This window comes from Bacillus cereus group sp. N14 (assembly GCF_016483555.1).
Lineage (GTDB): Bacteria > Bacillota > Bacilli > Bacillales > Bacillaceae_G > Bacillus_A > Bacillus_A wiedmannii.
Genome location: NZ_JAEHBQ010000037.1, coordinates 1 through 20,807, shown reverse-complemented (window position 1 = coordinate 20,807; position 20,807 = coordinate 1). Strand labels below are relative to the sequence as shown.

The following is a 20,807-nucleotide window of genomic DNA, read 5'->3' as shown; positions in this document are numbered from 1 at the left end:
AATGGTCTCCTTGGGGGAAGTTACATATGAAATAATAAAAAGGTATGAGTTTACGACCCACACCTTTTTACTAGTAGAAATATTCGTTATATGCTTAATGTATCAATCATGATTAATGTCACCTTCGATATATTGACTGAGTTTATCCTTAATTGCCGCACTTTCTGGAGTTACTTCTGCTACTTTACGATTGTGAAGACGAGAGCCCCCTTCCATTTCATCTAAAGGAAATGTATTTTCTTCTTCTTGAGGAACAGTGGCAGCCATTTGTTGTAACCATTGCATTGTTAAGTTAGATGTTGTATTTTTACCATTGATTTCTGCAGTTCGTTGAATTTCCTGTTCCTGCTGATTATGGGTAACAGTTGATGTGTAAGCAGGTTCTCTATATTGTGGTGTATGCTTCGCCCTTGGCACTTCTATTGGAGTTTCAGTAATAACTGATGCTTTTTTGTTAAGTTCAATAGGTTCTCTATGTTTACTTGTATTTGGTACATTTTCTTTATGAACATCGATTACTTCATTAATTTTTGCCGGTTCTTTTTTATTAGAAGTAGCAATTGGTGCTGTAATGCTTTCCTCTTCTAGTTTAGGAGCAGAATTTCTTGAGTAATCTTGCACAGACTGACTATTTGTTAACTCTCCTTCATTGTCAGTATCATCTTCATTAGTATAAAAATCGTAAGTATCAGGATTTAACGTTTGTAACCAGCCTTCTATTGCAGTAGGTGCTGTTTTAGGTGCACTCAATTCCTCAATTACAGCTCCTTCACTATCAACATTTGTATCTGTGACATAATCATTATATTTAATTTCCACATTCAATGACTCTTCACGAATTTTTAACCAATAAGCAGCTGCTTCTGCATCAACTTCAATCTTAGCTGTTTTAAACTCAGAGGCAGGAACAAAGTTAGCATTTACTTGTATTCCTCCTTGTGGAGCATTATCTTTTACGATTTTAGCGGCACACTGGAATGCTTTTTGAATTAAGATATCATTTTCAGAAAGAATGGGTACCTCTAGTTTGGAATAAGAGTAGGATGTTCTACGTGTACTTTGAGTTTTCGTTTCTGCTGTTACCATATCAATTTCTTGATCACCTTCACGTGCTTCATAAATTGTTTTCGTACCCATTAGCTTACTAAACAATTTAGCATCTTCATTTGTAACATCACCATAAACAAGTTTATTACGAAATGTTCCTAACAGGATATCCATGAATCTTGGGCCATGTTCAATTGCTAATTGACTAATTGTTTGTGCAATAACAATTAAAGGTGCTTTATATTTACGTGATTGAGCAGGAAAACTTTTAAATGCTTTATAAATATAATCCGCAAACTCATCGACTAAAACGGGATGGTAAGGAGATACGTTAGGCTTACGACGAAAAACAGCATTCTGTACGGCATATAAACACAATTTACCGAATACATCAGATAGATCAGAAAGTTCCCCTTTTGCTGTATTGACTAACAGAATACCTCCAAATTCCAAATGCTTCTCAAAATCGAAATCCGACGGACCGCATAAAACACGACGGAGCAGAGGTTGAGCAGAAATATCATTTAATGTGTTTCGTAATCCACGAACAAAGGTTGCTTGTTTATCAATAATCTTTGGTTGACCATAGTATTTCCCTTCAGTATGATAAACAACTTCCCCTCCCCCACGGCCACCAGAAATTTCAGGAACATAATTTAAATCAAACCATTCATCTGCTTGTTTCATTATGCGGAAATGGTTTCGTTCATCCCTATCTGGAATGGATTCAATATCATTCGGAAGTCGTTCTTTTAATTTGAGATGCATCTCAAACACGAGATTAGCATCATTATACATATCAATTAAATGCTCAAATCTAGCTTCAAAGTTAGAATCATGGAGTTTTAACAAATAAATATGTTGTTTAAGATGAGAACGCTCAGATTGAACGAAGAACGGATTCCCTGCTCCATTATCAGAGAGACCCGTTAATACTGAACATAACATCTCAGCAACTTTATCGACTGGACCACGTACAAAATTTATTGAAGGGGTATCAGGATTTGTTGGATCTAAATAGAAAATAACACTTTCGGGAATTCTGTGTGCTAATACCAAGTTATATACTTTTTCGCAGAAGTCATTAGATGGCTCGATAACTGTAAGACCATTAACTTGCGTTCCTTTTACATCCTCTGAATGATAATCTTTTCTTGCATATAAGGTTTTAAAGTTATTAATCATTGAAGCCATATAGTCAAGAATTTGATTGGCAATTGGCAAACCTAGTGCAGCTGATTTACCTGTACCAATGTTACCGATGATCATAATATTAAGCGTTAGAGACTTGCCCTGTATAACTGCCATTTCCCGTGTCGCACTATTAGGACCAAGAAAGATATCAGGGTCTGGCAATTTTGATGGATTTTTTTCAGTGAAAAACTTGTGTAATGAAGTAGCAAGTTTTCGTTGACGATCATCATTCAAAAAGGAAAGCATCCAACCAGGTATTTTAAATACGTATTCCCATTTTCCGAATTCATCTAAAAGCTCTTTTTTATGTTCGTAAAAAATCTTAAAGAGCCATAAGAGTACGAGAATAATAATAATTACAGGTATAGCAAATACAAGGTGCATGATATTACTAAAATTTGAAAGTATAGTATCCTCTAATCCTTTGTCATTTAGTGAAACTTCTCCAGCTTTCGAATGTAAGAATGGAATAAATATCTTAGCTAATGGAACACTAAACGCCCATAAGTACTGGGCAACTATACCAATTAACATCATCGAAAAAATAAACCATCTACGCTTTATCTCCTGATAGGTCTTAACTTTGGTTGATAGTTGCCAAGTATAAATTAAAATCCAAAAGCTAAAAAAGGTTTCAATGTAATAATTAGTTTCAAACGGATTACCGAAGATACTTAAAGTAGGTAATGGAGCCCCCATTTGTATTGACCAGAAAGAAGCATATTTATAAATTCCTCTAAACGCAAAATACCAAGCTAGCAGAAGTAGTAATGTCACAACATAGTAAGATGAGCGGGCTGCTAAACGATATTTCCAGCTTTTTGTAAGATCGATTGTAACTGTATAGGAATTTTTTTTGTTCTTTCCGGCTTTGGGATCCTCCCCATTACCTGGTGCATTATTGAGTTCAGCATTCTTTTGAACTGCATTCTCCAAATTCTTGTTTCACCCTCTCTTTTAACGAATAAAAAGCAGCGGTGAAATTAAGCAATTCAGCAGAAGTAGCCAATAATATATTCTCTGGTGCTATGGAATTGTGATACAGATCAGTAAAAATGGCTTGCTGCCCATGCTCTAATTCATCCGCTTCATATATCCCCAAAATTTTAATTGGGTTTAGTGTTCGGTGTTGATTTTGCATGGCCAACAATCCTGATAATTGTTGTAATTTTAAGTGTGTGTTAACCTCCCCTACCTTAAGTATTGTTAATATACACAATATTTCTAAGTAATCTAAAGATTTTTTTTCTTCATCAGGTGCTTTTTTTCGTAATACCAAAATGTCTTCTGTTAGCTCAAGTAGTTTAGAATGCTGAATCCCTTTCGCTTGCATTTCGTTTTTATTAGATATCCACTCTACCGAATAAGGGAAAGAAGAATTTATGTTCAAACGTTCTGTGATTTTTTTGAGCAGATGACTTTTGCTTAAACTATTAATTTCGCGAATTTCTTGAAGAATATTGTTTATTACAAGTTCCGATCCACCCATGTTGCATACGTAAACATCTAGGTTATTCACTACACTTAAACGTGGTATATTGCTGAAAGCTTTTTTTAAATTTGTTACACGTGTAGTCCTTTTTTTGTAGGTAGAAATTGTGTGATAGGAATCATCGATTACTGAAAATAACACGTAAAACGGTTTAGACGGATTAGAAGCAGCGATATCAAGATATTTTTTCAGTTTGTTTTCTAGAAATGGAATGTTTTCTGTTCCTGTATCAACTTCAATATTGATAATAGAATCGTTACATGTAAGAACCCAATCAGGAATGATTAATGGGTTTCCCTTTGAGTCTGGATAAAACTCTTTAGATGGACGAAATGAATAAACGAGTTGAGGTAAATCTTGTTGGAAGGAAACGGGTTGAAGTTCTGGCTGAACCATTTCGCGATACTCTTCATCTTCGTATAAGAAGTAAACATCATTTGAATCAGAATACATTAGGTTGGGTAAATGTAAGTTTTGCTTCACAATTGAGCTTAGTGGAAAAAGATAATCGCCGTTACCACCTACAATTGCACCGGTATGTTCATTTTGGGATTCTGCTTCAAGTAGATTTAGCACAAATTGTGTAATAGCTATATTGTGTTCATATTGCCTTTTGGTAACAAACGAGGTATTGCAATCAGTAATTAATTTTAAACGATGTAATATTTCTGCTCCCTTTGAAGCTATAGAAACGAAATCCAATGTAAAGCCGCGCTTTTTTCTCACACTTATATTTTCTTTTTTTATTAATTTCATTTTTGCCCACTTTGTTAACTTGGATGAAAATGTAGTTCGACTTATAGGCCCCCCACTTATCAATTCATAAAATTTTCGTAATTGAATTTGAGATACTGTTCGTTGTTCATATAAAAATAAGACTGTAAAAATGTCAGAACGATTAAAATAAACTCCACGATCATTCTCTCCGACGATATATTTAACGGCATGATCAAATGATTTTTTCAATTTTAAACACTCCCTTGATATGGAAATAATATACAGAAATCTGCATAAAATCGGGTGTAATTGTCATGAAATGAAAGTAATAAATATTGAATAAATTAAGCAGTTCAGAACATAAAAATGATTAGTGTATATTTTAACTGAAATTCACAAAAAAGTAACCCATTATCCCCTATGAACTCTTGGTTTAAAAATACATATTATTTCGTCAGGTGTGAGTAATAAATTACAATGTTATCAAGTGAAAATTTGATATTAGAGTTCGTCATATGTATTTCGACAGTGATAAGAGGACATATGACGAACTCTAATGATAAAAAAAGGGTTCGTCATATGTATTCCGTCATATATGTTTAGAGTATCAAAAATAGATAAAATGTACAGTGAATATACTTTTGCATAGATGAAACTATGTATTATACAGACTTGCATTTAATTCTGTTGCGGTATTTGTTAATCAGAAGGAAAATTCACATCATAAAAGAAATAAGTAAATAAACATAATAAAGTAAATGAAAATTGTGTATATTTCATATTTTGCATGTTACAATTTGATTTAAGGGGTGAAAAAATGCGGAATTGGAACACAGAATATGGGTTAATAACAAAGATAATACAAAGTGAATTTGAAACGGACTTTCTTTATAATAAAGTAACCAACACATTAAGTAACGAACATGAGATTATTCCAACAAGGTTTGCAGCTCTAGATCCTTATAAAACGTATAATACCGCACAAGTTAGTAGAATTTTGAGGATAAAATCTAATCAATTAAGGTATTTAATTAACAGATACGGTGAATACATCCAATTAAGAAAAAAAAGAACTAAATATATTATTTCATTTAAAGCTGTATATAGGATATATTTAGTGCATCTATGCTTAACAAAGAAATTAATTAGTTCATCTGAGTTTAATCGCTTCATGACCTTACATGTTAGTTATAGTGATTATATTGATATGAAATTGACAAGTTATACTGACAAGTTTGTAGAACTTAATTTCAAAGAGAATCAAATGAATGAAAATGAATCACAATTTTATGTGCTATTCCTACAAATCTCAGAAATAACTTCCAAATTAATAAAAGAAATAACTACATATAACATGACATTGACATCCCCTTTCCTTTCTGTAGACAACCAACAGAAAAATGAGTTATTAAAAAAGAAGCGGGATCATAAAGATCTGTTTAATAAACTAAGGGTTTTATATAAAACTATATAGTTAAAAGAGTAATACTCAAGAAGTATTACTCTTTTTTTAGGGTTATATACACGTTTTATTTATAAGTCTTTTATATAAGTCTTTCAAATAGGATGTATGAAATTTATTGGTGATATTTTATTGACATGAAATTAATATGAAAGTATATAAAGCCTTTAATGATAAGTGTTTTTATACACATCTTATATGTAGTTCGTATATATAAGACGTATAAATCTAATGACCATGATAATAGAATGTTATTTTAGAAGTATTATATATCGGAATTATAATTCTAGATAAAAATATACATAAATACTGCACCCATATTTATAATTTAATAGTTATTGTTAGTTATATGAAACCTGATATTAACATGTTTTGTTTACCGCTTATATAAACGACTTTCATGTACGTCTTATATAATTGTTGTTGGTATATAAGACATTAGTTCAATTTTACATTTTGTGAATCTTATATAAGCCTTATATATAACAACTTGATATAAGTCTTATATATAATGACTTGATATACGTCTTGCAATGATGTAATATATTTTTAGGAATAATTAACCAACGTTTTAAGGGGGGAACAACTTGAACGAGGTATTAAGTGAAAAATATAAACAAAACAAATTTACTGAAGAAGTTGTGGAAATGTTTGCAGACATTATTGAAGAAGACGAAATACTCTACAATGTATTTCATTACATAGGATCTCAAGTAAACAAACAATACCAAGAAACAAAATATATGAGAGGTATTTCAATAAATGAGATAGTAGAAAGTGTTGTTATTGATAGGAGAGTAAAGAAACCTAAGGGTAAATCCTATTCATTAGAACTTGAAAGAACTAACATTTCAAGAAGATCAGCGGAAGGTAGTGTTGCTACTTTAGCTTCAATGTCATTAATAACAGAAAAAATTATGCATCCGTATAAGTTTTTAATTTCAACTATTAGGGGGCAGCAAGTATTAGTTGAATTAAGCAAACGTAAAAAAAGTAATGAGAATAAGGGAGAGATAAAATAATGGCAAAAAACTTTCTGAAAAACGAAGTAGCAGTGAAAATGACTATGGTTGGTTTTGGTCAAGCTGGAACTAGAATGGTAGATAAGTTTGCTGAGTATAAGCATACAGACGGTACAGCAGTTTATAATTGCCTAGCATTGAATAGTAATGATGGGGATTTAGCAGAACTGAAAAACGTGCCAAAAAGCAACCAAGTTTCACTAAAATTAGGTGGTTTGGGTAAGAATCCTGAGCGTGCTGTAAAGGTGTTAGAATCTAATGAAGAAGCTAAGGATAAACTAAAAGAATTTATAACGGAACGTGTCAGACCAACTGATGAGTTAGTGCTATTTTTTGCAGGTTTAGGTGGTGGTACAGGTACATCTACAATTATTCAAGCAATTGAAGAATTCACTGCTTTTCATAATAAACCTGTAATTGCTGAAGAACTGAAAAGTATGGCAATGAAAATTCCTAGAGAAGAATTAATCAAAAATCAACAAAAGTATGCAAGAATTGCTTTCAATAATGCAATTGAACGTAAAGATTTTATTAAAATGGGTATTGTGGTTACACTTCCAGTTAGAGCAGATGGGCCGGATGTACTAAGACAGGTGAATAAATTTTCACAAGAAATTTGGAAGTTAGCTAATGATCCAGCGAAAGGCGTTGCATTTGTTGTATTTGCAGACAACCAACATTTCTATGATGAGTTTAAGGGATTAAACGAGAATGAGAAAAAAGGCATCGGAAACTCACGAGACTATGCAAATCAGCGTATTGGAGATATTATTCATGAGTTAAATACAGCTGCAAACGGTTCAGGAACATCAGTAATTCTAGATTCTCAGGACTTTAAACGAATTTTACTAGAAAGAACAGGTTGTTTAGTAATTAATAAGGTTTCACGTAATATGAATCAAATTGAAAACAGTAAAGAAATTGTAGATATGTTCTCAGAATCATTGAAAGGAAGCTCATTCCATCACCCTATTGACCTGATGAAGACAAATGAAAATGGAGATTTAGAGGCATCAAAGGTACATCATTTTGGGATGTTAGCAATTTTAGATGAACAGAAGAACCTTGATGATTCATTTATGGATGATGCAAAAGTAGAAGTAACAAATAAACTACCAATCAATGGAACTGTTTTTAATGGTTATTTAGTTAGTAAAAATGACTTTATGGGTAGCGTGTATACTTTCTATAAGACAGATGCACTACCATCTCGATTATCTAAAGGATTAGTAGAAGAATATAATGAATTTAAGGAAAAACAAAGTCAAATTCAATATACAAAGTCTCAAATTACTACTATTGAAGCGCAAGACTCGGACGATGATTTCAATATTAACTTTGGTGATTACTTTGAATTAGAACCAGAGAAAGATGAAGAACCGCAAAAGCTAAATGATGAAGAATTAGCGGCATTTATGGATCCTGATAAGATGTTCGGAACAAAATAAAAAATAAGCCTGGAATTTTCCAGGCTTATTTTTCTGTTTTCATTACATTTTGCATGTATTCAATCATGTTCTCATCAATATAGCTTTCTATGAAAAGTTGTTTTCTCGCAAGATCTTCCTCTTTTTTAAACCAACCCACTTTTTTAATACGAGTTTCTTCTGGCTGTGTATTCCATTCTTTTTCAGCTTGTTTTCTTAACTCTGTACGCGCTCTATGTTGAATAATTATATTATCTAGTCTTTCTTGTCTTTGGCGCTCTTTTAACCTTTCAGGGTCTTCTGGTTCAGGTAGCACCGCACGTATAGCATCTTCGAACTTTCCTTGATACTCTAATTCAATGTTTTGTAAATGCATTTGAATTTTTTGTTCTACTATTTTTTCAATAGTCGCTGCAGCTTCCTGCATGTTTAATTGGGATGAGACTTCACTGGTTTGATTTTCTGGAGAAACAGGTCTTAGTTCAAATTGATGTGGTAAAAGCTCAATAATTGCATCTAGCGACCACTTTTCATCCCTTTTTAGTTTGATAAATAAAGCTATGTCTAAATCCAGTGTGTTATATAACTTTTCGTTTGTATTATTGGTTCTTAATGTTCCGTGTAACCCCTTTTCTTCTAGGATATTGAACCAATTGTATACAGTGTTATGATGTCGACCTACTAATTTAGAAAACTCTGTTATTCGCCAAGCTTTTTCAAAAGTATCTTCATGACTAGAGTTTGTATTATTGGACTCCATATGTTCAGTTGTATTTTTGTTATCTTGTTCAATCATCGTTATACCTCCTTGAAATATAATAGCCATAGCAAAATGTAATTAACATATAAAATGAGATTAACATGTTAAGTATCTTTCGGCGATATAAACCTCAACACCTTTGTTGATTGACATTCACATGAAATGTGTCATTGATATATAAAGCATCACTTGTTAACATGAAGTTGATAAATCAGCTTTTGAATTAAATATTGTTAATGTCCTGTTGATAATCCGTTAGTTATTAATGATTATTGTTGCTATGAAATTAACAAATTAGTCTACAATATATTAATGATAAGAAAATATTAGTGATTTGTAAATAAATTATAAGGAAATAGCATTAAACTTAAAGACTTAAAAGCTAAAAAGTATGTATAAATGTAGAACAAAAAGCCCATACTAATAATAAAGAAAGGGCTATATTTATTATAATTCATGATAATCGGTAGTAGAAAGCTAAGAAATGTATAGTTTATTGGCTTCAGTAGGTCTTTAGAATGTACGTAAAGGCTATTATAGGTTATTGAAGTACTTTTATGTGGTTTAATATAAACCTACTTTTTTAAGGGGTATCACCCATTACAAGTGATCTCTATATAATCAAAATTGATTTATACAATTGCTACTTTTAAATCGGAAGTAATAAAAAGTGATTTATTGTTTTTGGCTACTATCAAAATACTTTCAAGAATGATATCTTCTCTAAATTATCCAGTGAATTTTGCTATAGAAAAAAGCCTTTTAATAGATGTAGAATCTAAAACTCTATTTGTATGTATATTTTCAACTTTAGAATCAATGATTGTTAATGTCATGTCAATACGTATGGGTGATAGTTGATGTGACACTACTATTAATGGATAACTAGCCCTATTAACATGTCAATTCTAGGTTACATATCAATTACAAATAAAGAAAAAGCCGTTAATTTTATTGTGTTACTAATAAGAAACTATCAATTGTATGGAGTTCTTGTTAGTTTCTAGCTACAATTATAGTTCTTTTAGGATGTTTTCTTTTTTTTGATTTTTCAATAGAAACCTGTTGTGGTAGATAAATTTTTAACTAATGCAGATTTCGAAGACCCAAGATCTGCATCTATGCGTATTACAACTACATAATTGTTAATGTTATATCGATGTTTAATGCGAATTGTTGATATGACATTAATAATATAGATAGCATTTCTCTCTACGTATCGCTTTTAGACTATATGTCAATGATAAACAAAGGCTGAAAAGAACTGAATTACTGTCGTCATTTATTATTGCGATTAAATTTTAACTATTTTTTGATAGTGCGAAAACAACTTCTAGGATAGATCATCACTAGATTTTCTTCGAGCAAACCGCCACAGAAGAAAAATTTCTCCAATATAGATTTTGAAATCTCGAAAGCTATAAACACTTCTCCTTTTTTGACACCTTCTTGTCAATGTCATATCAATATCGATTAGAATAATATCGATAACAAAAAGAAAATAATCGCTTAACATGTCAATTTCAGGTTATATATCAATGACAAACAAAGAGAAAACTGTTGATTTTTTGGTGTCACTAATAAGAAACTATCAACTGCATGGAGTTCTTGTTAGTTTCTAAGCGCAATTATAGTTCTTTTAGAGTGTGTTTTTTTGATTTTTCAATAGAAATCTGTTGTAGTAGATAAATTTATAACTAATACAAATCTCGAAGACCCAAGATCTGTATTTATGCGTATTACAACTACATAATTGTTAATGTCATATTAATGTTAAATAAAAAATATCGATATGACATTAACAATACAAAAAGTATTCCTTTCTATGTGTTGTTTTTAGACTATATGTCAATGATAAATAAAGGGTAAAATGCTGTCATCATTAATTATCCTGATTAAATTTTTAACTATGTTTTGATGGTGTCAAGACATTTTCTAGGATAGATCGTCACTAGATTCACTTCGGGAAAACTGCCGCAGAAGAAAAATTTCAACCGATATAGATTTTGAAATCTTGAAAGCTATAAACGATTCTTCTTTTTTGACACCTTATTGTTAATGTTATGTCAATCTTATTCAAAATGATATCGATAACAAAAGAAAACAATTGGTTAACATGTTAGTCTTAGTTAACATGTTAATAACAAATGAGAGATTAAAAACCAGTTATCTTTTCATCGGTATCAACATGAGATTGATAGTTTCATGGTGTTTCTTTTTTATGTCTTACTAGCATTGAAACATCTTCAAACGTAGTTTATTAATCAACTTATTTCCGTGCAATCTGTTGGAATGGACTAATGTTCAACTGATATAGATCTTGAAGTTTAGATAGGTACAAACGTTTTTGATAAGTAGCTGCTTGTTAATGTTATGTTGATGTTAACCAGTGGATACTAGTGATGAAGTTTGTGCGCTTCATTCGACATGTTAATCTCAGTTGATATGTCAATGTCAAATGCGGGTGAGATGTGTTGATTTTTTGTTGGTATCAACATGAGATTGATAATTATATGACTGTTTTAGAGTCCTTATTCTAAAGTGTTTTTGAGTAGGATTAATTAATTTTGAACAAAATATAATGTTATGATGATTGTTTACAAGAAATAGATTATGGTCAACAAGAATGCGCTTAATAGCGCGATTAATTGGTTAGTAGAGAGTATACTGTACCAAAAAAAGTTAGCAGAAAAACATTAGTGGACGGTTAATAAGGGGGACCCTTATAGCTTAGTAAATATAGATTGCTAAAATAGTATCTAATTCCGAAGAAGTTCTCGCTTCAAAGGTCCAAAAGGGGTTAAGCAGTGAGATGCCCATGTATAATTATAGTGTGGAGTTTAATAATATTAGAAGATTATTTGATTAAATAAAGAATTTTTAGTATATTCTTATTATAACTTGTTATTTTTTTATTTTCTAGTGATTACATAAAGCCCTTCGGGTTACGGATTAAATTACACGTTTGTGTGGTATTTAACCTCCGTATTCCAAAGGGCTTTTTTATTTGATCAAGGGAAAAGGGGATATGTGATGTCAATTGAAAAGTTAGTAACAAGTAGAATATTAAGGCCAGTGAGAAGCATGAATAAGGGGAGTAATGAGAGATGGTTTGAATATTATAGAACAACGTGCCCTATATGTGGTAAGCAAGGATGGTGCATGGTTAATGATTCTGAAACTAAAATAATATGTGGACGAATTTCATCAGAAACAGTATTCGGGGAAGCAGGCTATTTACATATAATAGCTGAAGATCAAAAAAGGGGATATGACTTTTCTCAAGATCAGATGATTAAGGAACATAGGAAGAAAAATGATTATACCCTTGATATTATTTACACTTTATTCCTAGAATTTTTAGACGTGCGAGATGAACATATTAAAATGTTAATGGGATCAAAACGTAGGATTACAAGAGAAGTAATAAATGTTAGAAATTACAAAAGTTTTCCTATTAAACCTTGGGATACTACGAAAGAGCTAATAAAAAAAGTAGGGGGGAAAACAAGCTATATTGTTGGAATTCCAGGATTTTATGCAAAAGAAACAAAGGATGGAAGATATTTCACGTTTGCAGGAAGGAGAGATTCTTTATTAATACCGCAGAGAAATATATATAATCAGATATGCGGTTTTCAATGTAGAATTGATAATCCTGAATATATGACAGTTGTAAAAAATCATAAACCAAGTTTTAAGGCAGAAGTTATTGAGCAGCCCAATACTATAGAGGTGACCTATAAAATCAATGGGAAGATAGAGTCTATATTTAAAGGTAAAATCGATGTTACAGAATGGTATGAAATTAATTATGAAGGTGAAAAATTAGGTGAAGTACAATTAAAGTTAGAAAGTAAATATATTTGGATCAGCTCAGGTGGGAAATTCCATGGAACAGGAGCCGGGAACCCATTGCCAATACATGTAGCAGTACCTAGTCGAGAGTTGAAAAGTTTGGAACGCGGAGAACTAATAAAAAAGGATAATGTATGGATTTCAGAAGGGAGTCTAAAGTGTGCGAAACGTTCCACTATAACTGCGTAATGCAGGAAATGTGGGGATATATTCGGTGAATATATCTAACTATTTACTCGAATTATTAGGTGAAATTCCTAATCACGATGAATGAACAAATTTCGTGTCTATAATACTCCAACATGCGGTATAAGCTGTAAATTATACGGTATGAAGCTTGGGGAAGTCGTAATTCAAGTAACCTAAAACCTTGTGTCACGGTGAAAGTAATGCGGTAGTCCTTAAAAACGACCTATGATGAGGAAACGAACCCATGTATGAACTGTCGTGACTGCCTAGTCCTGAAAAGGACGGAATGTAAATGGTATCTGCTCTACTTTATAGCGGAATACTCAAACTACTTGAAATGGTAGTTTGCTATGGAAACAATTGTTCATTAAATCCAATAGATTTACCGGCAGAGAGTGGGCATCTAAGGGTACGTAAAAGAAGGGATAGAGTAAATGGAACGTTTGAAAGCTATGTGATGGATGGATTACAGTCCAAATGAAGCACGTAGCTGGCAGAGGTGTCATAGTAGTGTTAATCGTTGGCTCAATGACGTTACTATAAGGATTCTTCCGAAGTGTAGCATAGAGGAAAAACCAACGGGAGCGAAGGACACCAGTCGATAATCTAATACTACTTAACTTATCAACGTCCAGACGAGGTTTATCCGAGTAAACAGCTAATTCATGATAACCAACACTTCAATCTTCAGAATGAAGTAGGTGATTCATTGAAGGTACAAAGACGGTTGATTAAATCAGAACATGACCTAACGAAATTAATGGATGAAATGCACTTGGTAGCGAAAGAAGGCGGTCACTTTTTTGGTATTGCAGAAATGTTTACTAATGAAGAAGTTATAAAAACCGCGATTCATAAAATCAAGAGCAATCAAGGAAGCAAAACGGCAGGCGTAGATGGTAAAACGATCGATGATTACTTACAAATGGATAAAGACGAACTGATCAAACTTATTAGTAGTCATATAGAAAATTATGAACCTAAGCCTGTTAAACGAATTTATATTCCTAAAGGCAATAGTAAAACCAATGATAAATCCCAAATGCGCCCACTAGGCATTCCAACCATGATTGACCGTATTATACAAGAATTAGTTAGAATGTTTATTGAACCTATTGCAGAAGCCAAATTCTACAATCATAGTTACGGATTTAGACCATATAGAAGTACTGAACACGCTCTAGCAAGAATGAGGGATGTGGCACGTAGAAGTAAGACTTTTTGGGTTGTAGAAGGTGACATAAAGGGGTATTTCGATAATATTAACCATAACAAGCTAGTTGAAATTATGTGGAATATGGGAATAAAAGATAAAAGGCTGTTAGCAATAATTAAAAAAATATTGAAAGCGGGATATGTCGAAAATGGACAATTCCACAAAACGACTAAAGGTACTCCACAAGGAGGCATAATTAGCCCGCTGCTAGCAAACATTTATCTAAACGGATTTGATTGGTTTATTGCTAAGGAGTATGAATTTCATCCTTATACCGATAGATACCAAACACGAAGAGCAGCCTATCAGAAACTTAAAAAGGATGGTCACGAACCTACTTACTTAGTTAGATACGCTGATGATTGGGTAATTCTTACAACAAGCGAGAGTAATGCTAGGAGACTTCTTAATAAAGCACAGAAATACCTAAAACACAAGATGAAACTTGAATTGTCTACGGAGAAAACTCTTATAACTGACCTTCGTGTCAGACCGGTTACATTCTTATCGTATGATATGAGATTCGGTTTAACAAAAGAGAATAAATATGCTCCGTTACTTTATCCGAACATGAAAGCAGTTAATAAGGCGATAAAAGAAATTAAAAGCTACGTCAAAAAGTTAAGATATAGCCCAAATGATGAATGGTTTGCCACAAATATTGAAAAAATCAATGAAAAGTTAGTTGGCATTAGTAACTATTTCAACAAAGGGATTAGTAAGAAAACTCTTAGCAAAATTGACAACAAAATATTCTGGGGAATGCTGAAGGCGTTTAAATCGTATTTTAAATATGAGAAAAACACTACACTCATGGAAAACCACTATGTACCACTATATACAGTTGGTAATAGGAGAGTAAGACATGAGAAGTATAATTGGAAAACTTTCGCCATTGAAATAGATAACATTAAAATAGGTGCTACTAAATGTGCGATAACGCCAGTGCAATACTCCAGAAATTTCAACCAAGAAATGACGCCTTTTACCGCTGAAGGTAGAAAATTATATGCGCAAAGGATGGAAAAGACACTTCCACTATGTAGACCAACAATATACAAAGCTGACGAACTTTATATAGCCCATAAAGATAAAAACAGGATAATGACTAATTTCGAGTTCATCATGAATAAGGATTATGCGTATAACAGGGACAAAGGGAAGTGTAGGGCATGTGGATGTTTCTTATATGGAAAAGGAAACTGCCATCATAAAAATCCCAAATTACCCCTAAATGAAGTCAATAAGGTTAATAATTTAATCTCGCTTTGTACAGAATGCCACAAACTCGTGCATAACAAGGAAGCTATCGAAGGGAACGCTAAAAGAGTTAGGTTAATTGAAAAGCTGAGGAAAAATATTAAAAGTTAAGGGTATTACAATGACTATCGCGAGGTGGCTCATTGTCCATAAGAACAGATTACCGATGGCAAGCCCTATGCGGTGAAAATCGCACGTACGGTTTTGAGTGGGGGAAAAGATGGAGATTATTTCAAAGTCTTACCTATCACTATCTGATATTTCTGCTGAAAACTTAGACGAACTTTTAACAAATGAGGAAAAAGTAATGTATGGTACCACAGTTGTATCTATACCTGGGGTTAAAGTATGGAGAATATTAATTGAACCATTAAAAAAAATGGGAGTTAAACAGGCGACGTTCGCTTTAGATATGGATATGATTACAAATTTAGATGTTCAGCGGTCGTTATTAGAATGTGCGCAAGCGCTTTATCAAGAAGGGATAAGTATTAATTATGCAAGTTGGGATATTAATCTTGGAAAGGGGCTAGATGATTTACTGTTAAACGATTATATTCCAGCAATAGAGAAAGTGAGATAAACGCTATTTTAATTGAAATAAGTTAAAAAACATATTAATAAGGGATAGAAATGATTAATTACTTTTCTATACCATAATTAGAATGAGTGTTTTTTATAAAATCGAAATTTCTATGTTAATTTTACAAAAATTACATATGAGGTTCGAGAAAATATAAATTTGGAAGCTTTAAAGGTAAATTTAATTTTTACTCTTTCTAAACGGATGTTTTGTATATAAAACATCTATTATTTTATACGTGTTCTTGATAGTCATCAGGGTTTAAATTGTATATAAACCTTAATGATTATCAAGATTTATATAAATATAATTAGTTTAATCATAAGGAAATGATGGATATTTTAATATCTCGGTAATTTTTTGAAATTTTTAGAATAATTTATTTTACATTTTGTTATAATCCTATATCATATACATACAGGAGAAATTTGGAAGAGTTTTAGGGCGAAGTTTCGTATCTATGTAATATCGATAGTAGTTTTTAATTACTAAATAATACTATTCATGTATACGAGGTGAAACAAATGGGGAGACGAGTAAGCGAGAAGAAAACGAAAGAGCAGTTTTTATATGAAAGAAGAAGACAATTAGAAATAATGGAAGGTATTAGCAGCATCTGCAAAGGATGCGATATTTATATAGAATTGAGAAAAACGAAAGCACATAAAGAAGTGGCCAATACATGCGCAAGGAATTGTAAGTTGATTAGTAACGTACAAAAGGAGACAAAGGTGTTTTTAGAAACAATTCGTTAAAAATGAGAAGGGAGGAATAGGGGTATGAATCAATCATATAGCAGCTTGAATCGCGATGAGTCATTAAATAAAACTATAACACAAGGTTCTACTGCAAGAAGTATTAAGCCAATGGCTAATCCAGAAGAAAACACTTTTAAAATTAAGGGAATTGGGAATTATAAGGTACTATCAAAACAAGAAAGTTTAAAATTATTTCAGCGGTACAAACATGGTGAAAAGGATCTACGTGATTATTTGTTTCATGTGAATGTAGGACTAGTATTATCTATTGCAAGAAAGTACAAAAACAAGCACCCTAATATACAGTTTGATGATCTGGTTCAAGAAGGTAATGAGGGAATGTTACGGGCAATGGAAGATTTTAATCCGGCTTTAGGTTATTGCTTTTCCACGTACGCTTTTTGGTGGATACAAAAAAGTATGTTAGGAATCATATGTAAAAAAAAGTCTGGGCCTTTTAAAATCCCTAATTATGTGAATCAATTTAATTTAAGATATGTCGAGTTAGAAGATAAATATCTACAAATGTACAACAGGACCCCTTCAGTGGAAGAAGTAGTAAAAGAGTTAAATGTAACTAGCGAAACAGTCATTAAGCACAACGTATATTATAAGCGAGCTACTACTATGACTTTGGATATAGATACAATAAATGAAGATATAGGTATATCAAATCCATTCTATGATGATAGTTCAGCAATTCCGTCAACAAATGAGATGGTAATTGAGGACTTAAATTACGAGATATGGTTAATATTTGATGAAGTATTAAACCCAAAGCAAAAGATGGTACTAAATCTATGTTTTGGTCTTCTAGATAGTAAAGTATATTTGCATAAAGAAATTGCAAAAGCACTTATGATAACAACTGAAAGAGTGTCACAAATAAAGGATGAAGCAATTAAAAAATTGAAGAAATGTAACTATAAAGATGAAATTTTTGATCTACTACATGAAAAGTTGAGAGTAATGGATGAACTTAATATGGCGTGAAAATGTATATTCTTATTTATCGGAATATACAGTATGATGAGCGTATTGTATCTTTTTTATCTGAAAATTGGAAATAAAGTGATGTATTAAGGGGATAACATGTACTAAAAACTCAATAGATGTAAAATAAAAAGAAGGATAAATGGGTGCTACCTGTTTATCCTTCTTTTTATTTATCATGCTTAAAAAAATAATATTATCTTTATTTTTCCTTAGTTTTTCTATAGAAATATCTCATGATTAATTATGAAGGATAAATAATTTAATTACTCTCATTTATGAGGTACCAATAGAAAGGAGGCCATTGTTGTTATATGCATAATAATAGAAAAAGAAACGTAATTAAAGAAAGGATTAGACAAGAAAAAGAACGACGTGAGCGATTACTAGCAGAGGAAGAAGAACAATATGAGGATGTCTATAAAGATCCAATAAGTGAGCAAATACCACAAGAGCATTCAGAACAACCGCGGAACCAACGTGAAGAAAGTGTAAATGTAAATTCACCTAAAAATGAATCTTCAAATAGTAACCCAGCTCTTGATTGGATCACTACAATTCAAAAACAGGCAGGCACTTCTGAAAATGATTTGAAAATAGAAGAGGTAGAAGAAACAAGAAAACGTGAAGAAGCGGAAGCACGTAGAAAGGCAGAAGAAGAAGAAAAGGAGCGTGAAGAAGCGGAAGCACGTAGAAAAGCAGAGGAAGAAGCAAGAAAACGAGCAGAAGCGGAAGCACGTAGAAAGGCAGAAGAAGAAGCAAGGAAACGCGAAGAAGAAGTGCGTAGAAAAGCAGAGGAAGAAGCAAGAAAACGTGAAGAAGCGGAAGCGCGTAGAAGGGCCGAAGAAGAAGCAAGGAAACAGGCAGAAGCACGACGGAAGGAAGAAGAGAAAAAACTTGAAGAAGTAAGAAAAAGAAGATTAGAGGAAGAAAAGAAAATAAAAGAAGCACAAAAGAGACAAAAAACAGTTGTGGCTAAAAGTGAACCAGAAAGTGATGAGATTAATTTAAATAAAGAAAGAGATCTACCAAATGAAACTAAATTTGAACAAGAAGAGAAAGTATTAATTGATAAAAAAGGAATCTTAAATAATATGAAAAAATATAAGTACGCTATTATAGGAGTCGCATCAATTGTTTTATTAGTAGTAGCAGGTTTTGCCTTTAGCAATTTGAAGAATTCACAGGCTGCGTCTGCAAATAATGTAAATAGTTTAGAAGTTAATGCGAATTTAATAAATGGACTAAGGTTATCTGCAGTTCAAAAATATCAAGATGCTGCCTTGGAATTTGATAAAGTGGATTATAAAAAATTAGGAAAAGAAGATAAAAAGGCAGTTTTATTTACTTATCTTTTAAGCGGTAAAGCACAAAAGGCTATTGACTTAGAGCAAGATTTTGCAGAATCAGTAGTTTCATATTATATAGCCGTTGATAACTTGAAAAAGGTAAAAGAGCTTAAAACTAAAAATCCACTAATTAATTTTGAAATTGCTGCGTTAGATAACAAACATGAAGAAGTTATCAAATTAAGAGATCAAGTGCCGCTAGATGGTAGAAGAGAAGGAATTATTGTTAATAGTTATTTGAAATTAAATAAATCTGAGGAAGCTAAAAAGTTTGCTCAAAAGGTTGGAAATAAAGATTTACTTGAAAAAATTAATAATTCTGTACCCGATAGTTCTGCTACATCTGTAGCAACTATAAGTGCAGGTTAATTAATGGGGAGGAATTGATTGTGCCTTTAGATTATTCGAAAATTTTCAAGAGATTTTTACTTGCAACTACTGCAACTACCCTAAGTGTTGGGGTAGTTGCAGGCTGCTCGCTGTTTTCTTCGGAAAAGAAGAGTACCAAAACAACTTCAGTATCTAAAAAGAAAAAAGATAATGAAAAAGATAAGAAGATAGATGAGAAAAAAGATGAAAGTAAGAATGAAACCACTGAAAATTTAAACGCTAATGACTTCGATGAAATCATTGATAATGCAAAACGTAGCTCGGATTATAATTTAGCCGGAATCATTGAAAATAACAAAACTAAAAAGAAATTTGATGATTTAACGGATTCAATTGCAACCGCAGCTATAAATTCAGATAGAAACCTAGCATCAGTTATTGACAGTGATAAATCAAGTAATCGTTTTTCAGATTTGAATACTTCAATAGTATCAGCAACAAACAATCCTTCTGTCTTGGATAATAAGGATAGTAAGAACTTTGTATTTGGTGGCGATATAAACATCAATGATGGGGTTGCTATTGCAGATAACTCAATACCTCCAATTAGTAATGATAAAAAACCACCAACTTCTGGTGACACAAGTGGCGGGGAAGTGAAACCGCCAACTGGTGGTGAAGGTAATAATGGAGGCGGTGCAAAACCATCAACAGGCGGAGATGGTAACGACGGTGGAGGCGGTGCAAAACCACCAACAGGCGGAGATGGAAATGATGGTGGAGGTGGTGCAAAACCACCAACAGGCGGAGATGGTAACGATGGTGGAGGCGGTACAAAACCACCAACAGGCGGAGATGGAAATGATGGTGGAGGCGGTACAAAACCACCAACAGGCGGAGATGGAAATAATGGTGGAGGCGGTACAAAACCACCAACGGGCGGAGATGGAAATGATGGTGGTACAACAAAACCAGAAAAGGATACAGTGGCACCAGTAATTACAGCAAAGCAAGGTGTAACTGTACATGTAGGAGATAGTTTAAATGCAGGTGATTTAGTAGAAGTAAAAGACAATAAAGATCCAAACCCAGTAGTAACAGTAGGAGCGTACGATACAAGTAAGGCAGGAGAAATTCAAGTAACAGTAAC

At 32.5% G+C, this 20,807-nt stretch carries 11 protein-coding genes and 2 pseudogenes; 10 read left to right on the top strand and 3 right to left on the bottom strand.

Features of this window, described 5'->3' with window-relative positions; all coding sequences use genetic code 11:
* Positions 1-102: 102 nt before the first annotated feature.
* A complete protein-coding gene (locus JDS82_RS28040) occupies positions 103-3,177 on the bottom strand; it encodes a type IV secretory system conjugative DNA transfer family protein (protein ID WP_199714285.1) in 3,075 nt (1,024 codons plus the stop codon).
* Positions 3,149-4,699, bottom strand: coding sequence for a replication-relaxation family protein (locus JDS82_RS28035; protein WP_088080896.1), 1,551 nt, complete (start codon positions 4,697-4,699; stop codon positions 3,149-3,151). The genes JDS82_RS28040 and JDS82_RS28035 overlap by 29 nt, the downstream gene beginning before the upstream one ends.
* Positions 4,700-5,237: 538 nt before the next feature.
* On the opposite strand from JDS82_RS28035, the gene JDS82_RS28030 reads away from it, so the two are divergent.
* The 3 genes from JDS82_RS28030 (at position 5,238) to JDS82_RS28020 (ending at position 8,382) form a co-directional block, all read left to right on the top strand.
* Positions 5,238-5,924 (top strand): hypothetical protein, encoded by a 687-nt coding sequence (locus JDS82_RS28030; protein WP_064472954.1) that lies wholly within the window; start codon positions 5,238-5,240, stop codon positions 5,922-5,924.
* Between the two features lie 575 nt (positions 5,925-6,499).
* Entirely contained in the window at positions 6,500-6,934 is a 435-nt protein-coding gene (locus tag JDS82_RS28025) for a hypothetical protein (RefSeq protein ID WP_064472955.1), read from the top strand.
* Positions 6,934-8,382, top strand: coding sequence for an FtsZ/tubulin family protein (locus tag JDS82_RS28020; RefSeq protein WP_064472956.1), 1,449 nt, complete (start codon positions 6,934-6,936; stop codon positions 8,380-8,382). Before JDS82_RS28025 ends, JDS82_RS28020 begins: the two co-directional genes overlap by 1 nt.
* 25 nt (positions 8,383-8,407) lie before the next feature.
* Here JDS82_RS28020 and JDS82_RS28015 read toward each other — a convergent pair whose 3' ends face one another.
* Entirely contained in the window at positions 8,408-9,157 is a 750-nt protein-coding gene (locus tag JDS82_RS28015; RefSeq protein ID WP_064472957.1) for a MerR family transcriptional regulator, read from the bottom strand.
* A 2,997-nt stretch (positions 9,158-12,154) separates the two neighbouring features.
* Here JDS82_RS28015 and JDS82_RS28010 point away from each other — a divergent pair.
* From JDS82_RS28010 to JDS82_RS27980, 7 genes and pseudogenes are all read left to right on the top strand, one after another.
* A pseudogene (locus JDS82_RS28010) lies at positions 12,155-13,138 on the top strand (DNA primase); the annotation flags it as partial.
* A 739-nt stretch (positions 13,139-13,877) separates the two neighbouring features.
* Positions 13,878-15,755 (top strand): group II intron reverse transcriptase/maturase, encoded by a 1,878-nt coding sequence (ltrA, locus tag JDS82_RS28005; RefSeq protein ID WP_199714284.1) that lies wholly within the window; start codon positions 13,878-13,880, stop codon positions 15,753-15,755.
* Between the two features lie 103 nt (positions 15,756-15,858).
* Positions 15,859-16,227: pseudogene (locus JDS82_RS28000) on the top strand (DUF3854 domain-containing protein); the annotation flags it as partial.
* A 524-nt stretch (positions 16,228-16,751) separates the two neighbouring features.
* The gene (locus JDS82_RS27995; protein ID WP_046960417.1) at positions 16,752-16,982 is read left to right on the top strand and encodes a hypothetical protein; all 231 of its coding nucleotides are present in this window, start codon (positions 16,752-16,754) and stop codon (positions 16,980-16,982) included.
* A gap of 24 nt (positions 16,983-17,006) precedes the next feature.
* On the top strand, positions 17,007-17,978 hold the full coding sequence (locus JDS82_RS27990; protein ID WP_199714283.1) for a sigma-70 family RNA polymerase sigma factor: 972 nt from the start codon (positions 17,007-17,009) through the stop codon (positions 17,976-17,978).
* Between the two features lie 314 nt (positions 17,979-18,292).
* Positions 18,293-19,696, top strand: a complete 1,404-nt coding sequence (locus JDS82_RS27985; protein WP_199714282.1) for a hypothetical protein — start codon at positions 18,293-18,295, stop codon at positions 19,694-19,696.
* Positions 19,697-19,716: 20 nt separating this feature from the next.
* A partial coding sequence (locus tag JDS82_RS27980) for an adhesin (protein WP_199714281.1) occupies positions 19,717-20,807 on the top strand: 1,091 nt, incomplete at its 3' end.